Origin of the sequence: Corallococcus sp. CA053C (assembly GCF_003611675.1) — a bacterium.
In the GTDB taxonomy this organism is placed as follows: domain Bacteria; phylum Myxococcota; class Myxococcia; order Myxococcales; family Myxococcaceae; genus Corallococcus.
In genome coordinates this window covers 1-11,706 of record NZ_RAWA01000029.1, presented here as the reverse complement: position 1 = coordinate 11,706, position 11,706 = coordinate 1, and the positions used below count along the sequence as shown (strand labels likewise).

Annotated in this window: 12 protein-coding genes; 1 reads left to right on the top strand and 11 read right to left on the bottom strand. The window is 70.9% G+C overall.

Annotation, left to right across the window (positions count from 1 at the left end):
- The first annotated feature begins 11 nt into the window (after positions 1–11).
- Positions 12–728, top strand: coding sequence for a tetratricopeptide repeat protein (locus D7V97_RS06380; RefSeq protein ID WP_120609701.1), 717 nt, complete (start codon positions 12–14; stop codon positions 726–728).
- Here D7V97_RS06380 and D7V97_RS06375 read toward each other — a convergent pair.
- From D7V97_RS06375 to D7V97_RS44560, 11 genes are all read right to left on the bottom strand, one after another.
- Positions 725–1,192 (bottom strand): carbonic anhydrase, encoded by a 468-nt coding sequence (locus D7V97_RS06375; protein WP_120609700.1) that lies wholly within the window; start codon positions 1,190–1,192, stop codon positions 725–727. The genes D7V97_RS06380 and D7V97_RS06375 overlap by 4 nt on opposite strands.
- Positions 1,193–1,357: 165 nt before the next feature.
- Entirely contained in the window at positions 1,358–1,924 is a 567-nt protein-coding gene (locus D7V97_RS06370; RefSeq protein WP_120609699.1) for an alpha/beta hydrolase, read from the bottom strand.
- A 33-nt stretch (positions 1,925–1,957) separates the two neighbouring features.
- Entirely contained in the window at positions 1,958–2,782 is an 825-nt protein-coding gene (locus D7V97_RS06365) for an aminotransferase class IV (protein WP_120609698.1), read from the bottom strand.
- 15 nt (positions 2,783–2,797) lie between these two features.
- Complete coding sequence (locus D7V97_RS06360; protein ID WP_120609697.1) at positions 2,798–3,361, bottom strand: aminodeoxychorismate/anthranilate synthase component II; 564 nt, start codon at positions 3,359–3,361, stop codon at positions 2,798–2,800.
- Complete coding sequence (locus tag D7V97_RS06355; protein WP_120609696.1) at positions 3,358–4,815, bottom strand: anthranilate synthase component I family protein; 1,458 nt, start codon at positions 4,813–4,815, stop codon at positions 3,358–3,360. The genes D7V97_RS06360 and D7V97_RS06355 overlap by 4 nt, the downstream gene beginning before the upstream one ends.
- 42 nt (positions 4,816–4,857) lie before the next feature.
- Positions 4,858–6,447 (bottom strand): methyl-accepting chemotaxis protein, encoded by a 1,590-nt coding sequence (locus D7V97_RS06350; RefSeq protein ID WP_120609695.1) that lies wholly within the window; start codon positions 6,445–6,447, stop codon positions 4,858–4,860.
- An 18-nt stretch (positions 6,448–6,465) separates the two neighbouring features.
- Complete coding sequence (locus D7V97_RS06345) at positions 6,466–6,903, bottom strand: hypothetical protein (protein ID WP_120609694.1); 438 nt, start codon at positions 6,901–6,903, stop codon at positions 6,466–6,468.
- 23 nt (positions 6,904–6,926) lie between these two features.
- Entirely contained in the window at positions 6,927–7,970 is a 1,044-nt protein-coding gene (locus D7V97_RS06340) for a porin (protein WP_158623292.1), read from the bottom strand.
- A gap of 370 nt (positions 7,971–8,340) precedes the next feature.
- Positions 8,341–8,682 carry a hypothetical protein gene (locus D7V97_RS06335; protein ID WP_120609692.1) on the bottom strand — a complete coding sequence of 114 codons (342 nt, stop codon included), beginning with the start codon at positions 8,680–8,682 and terminating at the stop codon, positions 8,341–8,343.
- An 84-nt stretch (positions 8,683–8,766) separates the two neighbouring features.
- Positions 8,767–9,540, bottom strand: coding sequence for a hypothetical protein (locus D7V97_RS06330; protein ID WP_120609691.1), 774 nt, complete (start codon positions 9,538–9,540; stop codon positions 8,767–8,769).
- Positions 9,541–9,585: 45 nt separating this feature from the next.
- Positions 9,586–11,706: vanadium-dependent haloperoxidase (locus tag D7V97_RS44560; protein ID WP_120609690.1), on the bottom strand; the 2,121-nt coding region annotated here is incomplete at its 5' end.

The following is an 11,706-nucleotide window of genomic DNA, read 5'->3' as shown; positions in this document are numbered from 1 at the left end:
CCCGCAGGCGCATGGAACGCAATGGACGTCAGGCGTGGCCCCCGGAGCTGTCGGAGCCGCTCCGCGAGGTGGACCGCCTGCGACGCGGGGGCCGCTACACGTCGGCGCTCGCGCTGGCGAGGAAGCTGGCGGAAGAGCACCCGGAGCAGGTGCGCGTGCTCGTGGAGGTGGGCCTGACGCTGGGCGTGTGGGGCGGCCAGCCGGAGGAGGCGCTGCCCTGGTTCGACCGCGTGCTGGAGCTGGCGCCCGGGCACGTCGCCACGCGCTACTACCGCTCGCTCGCGCTGGCGCGAATGGGGCGGCACGCGGACGCGGTGGTGGGCTTCACGCAGGTGGAGGCCGCGGGGTTTCGCAAGGCGCTCGTGGTGCACATGAAGCGCGCGGAGTCGCTCGTCGCGCTGGGCCGGCTGACGGAGGCCGAGGCCGACTGGACGGCCGCGCTGGCGGAAGACCCCGGCAACCCGTGGCTCCTCCAGCAGCGCGCCCGGACGCGCACGCGCGCGGGACGGACGGAGGCGGCGGAGCAGGACCTCTCCACGGCGCTCGCGGCCCAGGTGGGCGAAGCGGTGGACCCGGAGCTGCTGTACGAGCGCGGCGCGCTGCGACTGTCGCGCGGCGAGGTCGCGGGAGCGCGCGAGGACTTCGAGGCGGGGCTCGCGGCCTTCCGCGTGGGGGATCCGCCCTCGCTGCTGGACGCGCTCCGCCAGGGGCTCCGGGACGCGCGCTAGGCTTCGCGGGGGATGGGCTGGAACTCGACGGTCTTGCCCTTGGGGTGCGCGAAGTAGAGGTGGATGCGCAGGTGGGGGTACGCGACCTGGAGCTCCTTCGCGCCGAAGTGCAGGTCCTTCAACTGCTGCTCGGCGGAGATCTCCGGCCCCAGCGCCCCGTGGCGGGCCTGGTAGTAGCCACAGCCCGCGTGGGCCAGCAGCAGCACGTCCTCGATGTGGTGGCCTTCGATGAGGAAGCGCGCGGCGCGGGTGATGCCCTCGCTCTCCAGGTAGTCGGACGCCCAGCGGTTGAGGAGCGCGGGTCCGCCTGGGAGGGTGAGGGTGTCGATGCGCGAATGGCCCAGGTGGTGGGCCAGGTCCTCCACGGCTTCGGTGAAGCGCCCGTCCGAGCAGTACACGGCGAGGGCCTTCGGGTGGACGGATTCGAAGGGGACGCGGGAGACGAAGGGAGCGGGGGCGGACATGCCCCCCAGGTTAATGGCTCCCCGCCTCCGCGAAAGCAGCTTCGCGCCGTCTGGCCTCTTTCCTTCCGGCAGGCGCCCTGCGTCAGTTGTGTTCCGGGAACGCCGCGGGCTGGCCCGTGCCGCCGTTGCCCTCGGGCTTCGGTCCGGCTGACCTTGGTACGTGCGTCAGGAGAACCGCTCGCGGAGCGCTTCGAGCACGGCGGGCTCCTGGGGGTTGTTGAAGTGGCGCCCGCCGGGGACGAGGCGCACCTCGGCGCCCAGGCGCTCCTCGAAGAGGCGGGTGTTGCGGCGCCAGTCCGAGGTGAACGGATCCGAGTCCGACAGCACCACCACGCAGCGGCGGAGCGCGGCGCGGATCCGCTCGAAGTCCATGGGCGTGTCGAGCCACGGCCGCAGGGTGTCCCAGGGCGTGTCGACCTCGAACCAGCCCGCGACGAACAGGGCCCCTTCCACGGTGTGCCCCGGGGGCAGCGCGGACAGGTAACGCATGATGGCCTGACAGCCGACGCTGTGGCCCAGGAACACGGTGGAGGGCGCGGGCGCGGGCCCCACGGCGGAGGCGAGGGTGGACACCCAGCCGTCGATGGTGGGCGCGCCCGGCGTGGGCATGTCCAGCGTGCGCACGTCGTCAAAGAGGACGGGCGGCGTGCGCAGCTTCGCGGTGAGCCACGGGTAGAAGTCGGTGTCGGGGCTTCCCGCCCAGCGGGGCGCCATGGCGAGGGAACGGGTCATGGGCGCAGTGTGCCGCACTCCCGTCAGGAGCGCTCAGCCCTCGCGAAGGGCCTGGGCTTCGAGCAGCGCACGGGCCCGCTCCGCGAGCCGCAGGCTGTCGGGAAGCGCCCGGCCCAGCAGGTGGGGCACGCCCACGGCCAGTGCCACCGCGTTGCTGAAGAAGCACGCTTGCACCCGCGAGAGGTCCGCGAGCGGCAGTGCGCGTTCCACCACCGGGAGCCCTTCGAGATGGCCCATGTCCAACAGCACTCCGCGAGCGATGCCCGGTAGGCACGGCGCCGCGAGCGGCGGGGTGACGAGCGCGCCGTCGAGCTGGACGAAGAGGTTCGCGGTGGGCAGCTCGCAGACCTCGTCCGCTTCGTTGGTGATGACGGGCAGGCGCGGCAGGAGCGCATGCTGGCGGAACCACGCGAGCCCCTTGTGGTTCACCGTGCGCTCCGCGCGCCGGTACGCCCCGGCCTCCACGCTGTCGAGCGTCCGCCCCTCCCGGTGCAGCGCTTCGAAGTCCGCGGCGAGCGGGCGGAACGTGCAGAGCACATGCCCATCACTGACCGCGAGCTTGCCCACGCCCGTGAAGCGCGGGCCCATGAGCGGATCCGCCTCCAGGCAGCGACGCAGTGAATCCCGCACGGCGTCCTCGTGGAGGAGCGCGGGCTCCGGGGCGCGCACCGCCGTGGGAAAGGCCGCGAGGCTCGCGCGCAGGCGTGAGAGGTGCCGCGCGAGGAACAACGGCCGCCCGGCGTCGATGCGGAACGTGGTGAAGAAGCCCGCGCCGAAGAAGAAGCCCTGGGCGAAGTCCTGGAGGCGCAGGTCCTCCCAACGCTGGACGACGCCATCGACGCAGACGGTGGAGAACATGGGACCCAGAGGCGCTCAGTGTTCCAGGAAGTTCGCGAGCAGGCGGGGGCCTTCACGCGTGAGGAACGATTCAGGGTGGAACTGCACGCCCTCCAGGTTCGCCAGCTCCCGGTGGCGCAGGCCCATCACCAGGTCTCCGGACCAGGCCGTCACCTCCAGGCACGCGGGCAGGCTGTCGCGGTCCACCACCAGCGAGTGGTAGCGCGCGGCGACGAACGGCTGCGACAGGCCCCGGAACACCCCCTGGCCCCGGTGTTCGACCTCGGCCGTCTTGCCATGCACGGGCACGGGCGCCCGCACCACCTTCGCGCCGAACACCTGGCCGATGCCCTGGTGGCCCAGGCACACGCCCAGCAGCGGCACGCGGCCCGCGAACGCGCGGATGACGTCCAGCGACACACCGGCCTCGTCGGGCGTCTTCGGTCCGGGCGAGATGACCACGTGGCTGGGCTGGAGCGCCCGGGCCTCCGCGACGGTGAGGGCGTCGTTGCGCACGACCTTGAGCGTGGCCCCCAGCGCGCCCAGGGCCTGGACGAGGTTGAAGGTGAACGAGTCGAAGTTGTCGATGAGGAGGATCATCGGGGGCTCGTGCTCGCGGCCAGCGCGAGGAGCTGGGAGCGGGCCTTGTTGAGCGTCTCCTTGTATTCGCGCCGGGGCTCCGAATCATGGACGATGCCGCCGCCCACCTGCACGTAGGCCCGGCCGTCCTTCACCACCACGGTGCGGATGACGATGTTCAGGTCCATGCCGCCCGCGAAGCTGAAGTAGCCGAGCGAGCCCGTGTAGAGGCCGCGCGGGTGCGGCTCCAGCTCCGTGATGAGCTCCATGGTGCGGATCTTCGGCACGCCCGTGATGGTGCCGCCGGGGAACAGCGCCCCCACGACGTCGAGCGGCTCCACGCCGGGCGCGAGCTGGCCTGAGACCTCCGACTCGATGTGGAGGACGTGGGCGTACTCGATGATCTCCATCAGCCGCGTGACTTCCACGGTGCCGTAGGCGCAGACGCGGCCCAGGTCGTTGCGCCCCAGGTCCACGAGCATGGCGTGCTCGGCCTGCTCCTTCTCGCTGGTGCGCAGCTCGTGCACGAAGCGCGCGTCCTCCTCGGGCGTGCCCCGGCGGCGCGTGCCGGCGATGGGGCGCGTGGTGGCGCGGCCCTCCTCCACGCGCACCAGCCGCTCGGGCGAGGCGCTGACGACCTGGAAGCCGTCCGCCTCGAAGTAGCTGGCGAAGTGGACGGGGCTCGTCGCGGACAGCGTCTCGTAGAGCGCCAGCGCGTCGCCGGGGAAGTCCACCTCCAGGCGCTGGGAGAGGTTGACCTGATACGTGTCCCCCGCGCGGATGTATTCGCGCACGCGCTCCACCGCGAGCAGGTAGGCGTCCTCGGTGAAGTTGGAGCGCCAGGGCGCCAGCGCCAGGTCCGGAGGCGGCGGGGCAGGGCGCGGCGTGGGCACGGTGGCGCGCACCTGCGAGGCCAGGAGGTCCAGCCGGCGTGAACAGTCCTCCCAGTCTGAACCCGTGGCCACCGCGGACACGGTGTGCTCCAGGTGGTCCACGACGAGGAACGTGTCCACGAAGTGCAACGCGATGTCGGGCACGCCCAGGTCGTCGTGGGGGTGGCGGGGCAGGGCTTCGAAGTAGTGGCTCGCTTCGTAGGAGAAGAAGCCCACCGCGCCGCCGCGGAACAGCGGCAGGCCGGGGAGGTCCGGGCCCTTCCACCGACGCAGCAGGCCGCGCAGGACGGCGAGCGGCGCGTCGCACTGGAGGACCCCGTCCAGCCAGCACTGCCCACCGCGCGCGGTGTAGCGAAGGAAGGGGCGGGCGCCGAGCAGGGAGTAGCGGCCCTCGCTGCTCGTGCGGGTGCTCTCCAGCAGGAAGCGCTCCCCGGAGGGCAGGGCCCGCAGCAGGTCCACCGGCCGGGCGGCGCCCACGTCCAGGCGCCGCACGAGGGGCACCTGGGTGAAGCCCTGGGCCACGAGCGCTTCGAAGCGGGCGCGATCCAACAGCGGGGGCACGGAGGAGGCGGGGGCGGCCATGCTGGAAGCGGTTCCTAGCAGGAACCGCGGGCCGGTTCGCGCCTAGACGCGGAAGCCGCTCACGACGCCCTGGATGCCCTGGAAGGCGACCTCCAGCCGCTGGATGGCGGACTCCACGTCCTCGTTCGCCTGCACGCTGTCCTTCATCATCCGCGAGAAGTCCGTCACCACCGCCGTCATCTGCACGATGCCCGCGTTCTGCTGGGTGAAGGAGCGCACGATGTCCTGGGCCGCGCTGCTGCTGTCCCGCACGGCCTCCGTCAGCTCCTGGAGGCTCTGCCCGGAGGAGAGCGCCTCGCTGATGCCCTCCGCCATCTTCTGGTGGCTGCTCTCCACGGACGTGGTGACGGCGCTCACCGACGTGCTCATCTCCGACAGCAGGCCGCTGATGCTCTGCGCGCCGCGCTGGGACTGCTGGGACAGCGACCGCATCTCCCGCGCCACCACCGCGAAGCTGCGCCCGTGCTCGCCCGAGCGCGCCGCTTCGATGGCCGCGTTGATGGCCAGCACGTTGGACTGGTCCGACAGGTCCTTCACCGTCTCCAGGATGGCGGACGCCTTGCGCGAACCCTCCGTGAGCCGCCCGATGGCCGGCATCAGCTCGCCCACCTGGGTGCGCAGGTGCTCCAGCGCCTCGCCGCTCTGCTTGAGGCGCGCCTGGCCCGTCAGGCTGGTCTGCTCCGCGCTCTTCGCGACCTGCAGCACCGTGTTGGCCTGCCGCGAGGCCTCCAGCGACCGCTCCTGGATGTCCCGCATGGCCACGCTCGCCTCCTCGATGCTGGAGGTCTGGCGCGCCAGCTGCTGGGACTGCTCGCGGCTGATGTGCGTCAGCCCCTCGACGCTGCCCGCCAGCTCCTTCAGCGTCTCCTGGAGGGTGACGGGGATGGTGCGCAGGCGCTGCACCAGGTGGTTGATGCTCTGGGCCAGCAGGCCAATCTCATCCTCGGACCGGATGTCGATGACCTGGGTGAGGTCGCCCTCGGTGGCGATGCGCGAGGCGACCTGCGTGAGGCGCAGGAGCGGCTGGGCCACCTGCGACACGAGCCACACCGACAGCGACGCGAGCACGCCCAGCAGGATGAGCCCCAGCAGGACCAGGCGCCGCTGGGAGCCGTTGTGCTCCTCCAACGTGAGGGCGAAGGAAGCCCCCATCTCCCGCTGATCCTCTTCAGTGGCGCGCGTCAGCGCGTCCCGCACCCGGTTGTAGCGCGCTGCCATCTCCGGGAGCCGGGCGGCGGCCTGGGCGTCCTTGTGGATCATCCGCTCGCTCGTGTCGCGGGCGAGGGCCACGTAGTCGCGCAGCTGCGCCTCCAGCGTGTCCAGGCGCCCCGGGGTGATGGCGGTGTTGGTGCGCCCCTCGGCGAGCCGCTGGAGGAAGTGCTTCGCGATGGCGTCTGCTTCGGCCAGCTGCTCCAGGTCCTCCGCCGCCACCGCGTCCTGGAGGCCCCGCTGCAGCTGTTGCAGGAGCACGTCCAGGTCCCGGCTGAGGAGCACCGCGGGGACATAGCCCTTCTCGATGCGCTCCAGGTGGGCCTGGGTGCTGCGCCCAAGCAGTTCCGAGAGCCCGATGATGGCCACCAGGAAGATGGCGGCCAGGACGGGGAGCAGCAGGACCTTGTGCTTGAATCGCATCGCGCCGGGTTCTCTCTGTCAGTCCAGGATTGCGACGACCTTCAACCCGGGGGTGGGAGTACCCACGGCCACATAGCCCACGGCGCCAGGGTTTGCGCGAACGAAGGCGAGGACCTCGGTCTCCGAGGGCAGCTCGGGGGGCGGCACGTCGCGGCCGGAGAAGATGCGCTGCTGCCAGAAGGCCCGGACGGCGGGCAGCGAGCGCTTCAGCACCTCGTCGCAGAAGGCGGCGCGCACCGGCGAGCTGTCGTTCAGGTCCACCGGCATCGCCGTGGTGCCCGAATCCCACTGGGTGCTCTTCTTGAAGAACAGCTGCGAGAGCCGCGAGCGGCTCACCTCCGTCACCGGGTTGGAGGGATGGACCACGACCTTGTAGGTCACCGACGGTGAGCCCTGCGCCGGTCCGGCGAAGAGCGCGAGGAACCCACACAGCAGGAACAGGGGAAGCGTTCTCATGGCGTCTCCAGAGGGACCAGGGCCTAGAAGCTGTACTGCGCGCCCAGGGACAAAAGCCGCGTGTGGGGCTCCGGGTGGAGGAGGGCCGCCAGGTCGTCGGTGGCCGCGGGCTGGGCGAAGCGGTTGCCGATGACGTTGTGGAACGACACCTTGAAGACGAGGTGGGGGTCGAACCAGTAGTTCAGTCCCACGGCGACCTCGCGGTGGCGCAGGTACGTGCGCAGCTCGCTGGGCACGGCGGTGGGCGCCCAGGTGCGAGAGCCCTCCACGCGTCCGGCCACCTGCCAGTGCGGGGTGACGAAGTACGCCGCCTCCAGGTAGCCCGTGCGCGCCTTGGCCGCCTCGGAGAACAGGTTGAAGAACTCGGCCCGCAGCCACAGCTTCTCGCCCAGGTACTCGGCGCCCGCGCCCACCACCCCCAGCACGGCGTGCTCGCCTGGCACCGTCTCCACCGGGGTCCGGGACACGAACCCGGACGTGGTGAAGCGCAGCCCTTCCAGCGGCGCCCACAGCGCCAGCCGCCCGCCGACCAGCTGCGATGCGATGACGCACAGATCGCCCTCCGCGCCGTCACAGTCCTGGGAGAGGGGCTCCTTCAGGTCGAGGAAGCCCCCGTAGGCGTCGTACTCCACCATCCACTCCGCCGGCAGGTTGATGCGGCCGGTGAGCCCCAGGCCGTCGTAGTTCTCCACGCCAATCGACGTGGGGCCGTACGTCCCCTGCGGCAGGGCGTTGAAGGGCCGCAGCGTGCCCACGTCGTAGATCTCCGAGTAGAGCGCCAGGGGCAGCTGGTTGCGGCCCGCGCGCAGGCGGAACTTGTCGGAGAAGGCGTACTCCGCGAAGGCGTAGTCCACCTCCAGCTCCAGGTCCTCGCCGGGCGCCTTCTCCAAGGAGAACTGCGTGTTGACGATGAGGCGCTCCGTGGGGAGGGCCCGGAACAGCAGCGTGCTGCCCACGTCATGCAGGCCCAGCTCGTCGTTGCCGCCCAGGTACACGTTCTCCCAGGTCCTGCCGGTGCTCAGGTGCCCATAGCCGTGGATGAAGAACTTCCCATCCGCCAGGGGCATGCCGGACGCCGTACCGCATAGCAGGAGGACTCCCAGACACAGGGAATGCCATCGCAGATGAAACATGAAAGTGCCTTTCAACGACGACCGGGGGGGACGCCGCCGCCAACTCGAACAGGGGTGCCTGTCAGAGTGGAGTGTATCTGTATAGGAAAATGGAACCCCCATGTCCAGGGGAGGGGAGGTGTGATCCACGCGCGCGCACGGCAGTCCCGGAATCGCCGCCGTTGTCCTGGAGCTGAAGGAGATGTCTGTCTATTCCGGTTATCAACTTGAGCCGTGAAACACGGGCCCGCCAGGAGCAGGTGCTCGACTGGCAGGCCCCCTTCATGCGCCCGGGAGGGGCCTCAACGGAACACGGCCATACCCATCAGGTGGGTGTCACCGGCGGTGGGCACGAGTTGGATTGATGGTTCTCCATCACCCAGAGATACACTTGGTAGTTGCCGTTGGAGACCGGATGCCCTACCTGGAGGGTCGTCTGTTTCCAGATGGCGGAGTTGAGCATCGCGTTGATGCTCGCGTCCGTCGCCGGGACGGGCATGACGCTGGTCGTCGTCAGGTTGGGCGCGTTCACGGACAGGCCGTCCGACAGTGCCGCGGCGTAGGACTGCCACGCTGCGCCGGTGGCGGGAGCCTCCCGCGGCGCGGGTTCCGGCGCGCAGGCGGCCAGGAGGGAGAGGCTCAGCGGGAGCAGCAGGCGTCTTGTCATGGAGGGGGGCTCTCTCTTGGTATTCCATGGAATACTGGAAAGACTGTTCCCAAGAGGAGCCGCCCCCGTCAAGGCTGCTGGAGGCTATGGGACGGGGTAGACGCAGACGGCGAGCGCGCCGCAGCCGAACTCGACCGCGAGCTTGTTGCAGCCCGGCTTGAAGTCCGACCGGTACATGGCCTGGGTCTGGGTCCGGCTGTAGGGCCCATTGACGCCCACGCCGCTGTAGCTGATGGACACGGTGAGGTCGCCGTTGCTCCCGGTGCCGGGGGGGATGAGCGTCGTGACGCTGCACGCGGTCTCCGCGCTGGCCTTCACCGGGATTCCCTCGCCGCCAATCTTCACGCTGTTGATCTTCATCTCGCCGCTGTTGTCGTAGACGACGTAGGCGGTGGACGAGTTGTCGATGAGCTGGCCGTCCTTCAGCGTGAAGTCGCAGGCCCCGGATGTCCAGGTGCCCTGCCGGTACTGGCCCAGGAAGGTGTTGGTGCCGTTCTGGGGCTTGAAGCGCATGGTGGTGCCCTCGAACACGACCTCGTAGTCGGGCAGGTTGTGGTTCGCGTCCCAGCGGATCATCCGCGGGCTGATGAGCCGGCCCTTGTAGAGGCCCGCGGAGGGGGAGCCGGGCAGCTCGCACATATACACCCGGTCCGACGGCTGGCCCGCGATGCCGCCATACGCGATGTCGGTCTGGTAGCCGTACTCGCTGCCGTAGCGGTTCCAGATGCCTGTCACGACCATGTTGTCGCCGCCGGTGTCCGTGTCGTCACCGTCATCGCCAGCGACGCTGGAATCACAGGCGAGCAGGGAGCAGGACAGGACACCGCCGAGGGTGAGACGCGCGAGGGAGAGATTCACCGGAGTTCCTTCAGTGGGATGGGAGGGTTTGCAGCACGATCACGTTCATGGGACCTCGGTGCCGTCGTAGAAGCGCCGCGCCCGGGCGACGGCGGACAGCCCCACCTTGCTGCCGAGCCGCCGGCCCACGAGGTCATCCGGCGTGAGGTGGATGCCGCCCCACAGCCGGGACTGCCCCGCCTGATCCGCGGCGTCGTAGTACGTGGCCCACTGCAAGTGCACGTCGGTGGACGGGCCCCGCTCGAAGGTGAGGTAGCTGTCGCGGGGCGCGACGAACTCGCCCAGGCCGCCGGGGAAATAAGCGCTGCCGGTGAGGGCGGTGAGCACCTCGGCGGAGGCGCGGCTGAAGGTGCTGTGTCCGGAGATGAAGCCCGGGAACGCGGGCGTCACGAAGGTGCGCAGCTGGTAGGGCATCCACTCGGTGGCGCGAATCCAGCCGGAGCCGCCCACCTCGTTGCGCCGGTCTCCCGGCTCACCCCGCCACGCGTGCACCACCACCAGGCCTCGGAGGTGGGCCAGGTGCGCGTGCCGCTGTCCTGGCGCGGAGCTCTCCGCCGTGACGACCTCGATGAGCCCCGGCACCAGCGGCAGGCCGTCCGGGTGGTACGACGGCCCCGCCGGCTCCGAGGACTGGCCCAACCCGCCCATGTAGCGGATCAACGACAGGGGCCGCGCGGCGAGGAACGCGCGCTTCACCTCCCACGCGACGATGGCCGCGTCGTGCACGGCCCCGTTGAGCGCCAGGTACACCTTCACGTCCCACTCCAGCGGCTCCACCTCCGGCCCCTCGCCGAACAGGCGCCGCGAGAAGCCGGGAGAATCCGCCACGCCGTTGGCGAGCACGTTCCAGTGCCCCGGCGGCGTCTCCGACTTCGGACCGTCCGCCCAGAACTCCGCCAGCACGCGCCCGAAGTCACCGCGTCGCACGAGCTGCGACGCGTAGGGCTGGCCGGTGATGGGATTGAGCGGATGGCCGGTGCCATCGTTCGTGCCCAGGCTGTTGTTGCCCAGCACGCCGGGAGACAGGTCCACCAGCTCGTCGCCGCCGAGCCCGCTCTCCTTGCGCAGCACGTCCACCACGTGCGCGCGCACCTCCGCGCCGAACACCGGCGGCCCGCCCGGGTCCAGGTACAGCCCGCCGCCCTGGGGACGCGACACGGCGAACGGCGTCACCTTGCCCCAGTGCGCGCCGATGTAGCCCTGCACGCCGGAGGTGGTGATGACGCCGTTCTGCGTGACGGCCACCGCGAGGTTGAGCGGCTGCCACACGGACGGATCCACCAGCGTCGCGCCGGGGTTGTCCACCACCAGCGGCGTGTTGACGAACTGGAAGCCCGTGGTGTCCTTGTAGTCGTTCTGCTCGTTGGCCCCGTCCTCCGTGCCTGCCTGGATGAGGGCCTGCCCGATGCGGTTGCCCAGCGCGCGCGGACTGTCGCCCGTCGTCACGGTGTCGTCCGGCGCGTAGCCGAGCTTGTCCATGAACGCGCGGAAGCACGCCGCGGAGGTGGGCCCGCCGACGGCCTTCGCGTAGCGGTGCGCGAGCACGCGGTAGGCGGCGTAGCTCAGGGCCTCCGCGCGCGCCGCCGCCACGTCCGGAGCGGTGTGCTTCTCCCGCAGGAAGACGCCGTCCGCTGTCGCGTCATACGCGGCCCACGCGTCCCACATGGCCGCGGACAGGTGGTACAGGTTGCGCGCGTGCACCGTCGGCCGGGGGATGTCGCGGCGGATGGCGCCAAGAATCTGCTCGTTCCAGCGGCGGGCGATGGTGCCTGTCGGACGCGGATCCACCGCCGCGGCGGGGCAGGTCGGCGCGGGCGCGGGGCCCGGGTCGGGCACTGGCGGCACCGCGGCCACCTCCGCGCCCCGGTGCAGCAGCGCGCCGGCGTCCAGCGAACTCGACAGCACGTTGCCGCCCACGGCCCACACCCCGCCCTCCGGATCCGTCCACGTCGCGTGCAGCGACTCCACCGTCGCGGGCGGCTCGGCGTCCACCCGTCGCCAGGAGCCCGCCAGGCGCTGGTACAGCTCACCCCGGAAGCCCGTGGCCCAGCCGGTGCCATCCGCGGAGAGGGACACCCCTTGCAGCAGGGGGCAGCCCTGCGGCGCGCGGCTCACGAAGCGGCCCGCCCGCTCGTCCAGTTCGAGGATCTCCCCGCTGCCCTCACC

Coding starts and splice junctions, on each gene's coding strand:
- D7V97_RS06380 (WP_120609701.1), top strand. CDS start 12: ATGGAACGCAATGGACGTCAGGCGTGGCCCCCGGAGCTGTCGGAGCCG.
- D7V97_RS06375 (WP_120609700.1), bottom strand. CDS start 1,192: ATGTCCGCCCCCGCTCCCTTCGTCTCCCGCGTCCCCTTCGAATCCGTC.
- D7V97_RS06370 (WP_120609699.1), bottom strand. CDS start 1,924: ATGACCCGTTCCCTCGCCATGGCGCCCCGCTGGGCGGGAAGCCCCGAC.
- D7V97_RS06365 (WP_120609698.1), bottom strand. CDS start 2,782: ATGTTCTCCACCGTCTGCGTCGATGGCGTCGTCCAGCGTTGGGAGGAC.
- D7V97_RS06360 (WP_120609697.1), bottom strand. CDS start 3,361: ATGATCCTCCTCATCGACAACTTCGACTCGTTCACCTTCAACCTCGTC.
- D7V97_RS06355 (WP_120609696.1), bottom strand. CDS start 4,815: ATGGCCGCCCCCGCCTCCTCCGTGCCCCCGCTGTTGGATCGCGCCCGC.
- D7V97_RS06350 (WP_120609695.1), bottom strand. CDS start 6,447: ATGCGATTCAAGCACAAGGTCCTGCTGCTCCCCGTCCTGGCCGCCATC.
- D7V97_RS06345 (WP_120609694.1), bottom strand. CDS start 6,903: ATGAGAACGCTTCCCCTGTTCCTGCTGTGTGGGTTCCTCGCGCTCTTC.
- D7V97_RS06340 (WP_158623292.1), bottom strand. CDS start 7,970: ATGCCCCTGGCGGATGGGAAGTTCTTCATCCACGGCTATGGGCACCTG.
- D7V97_RS06335 (WP_120609692.1), bottom strand. CDS start 8,682: ATGACAAGACGCCTGCTGCTCCCGCTGAGCCTCTCCCTCCTGGCCGCC.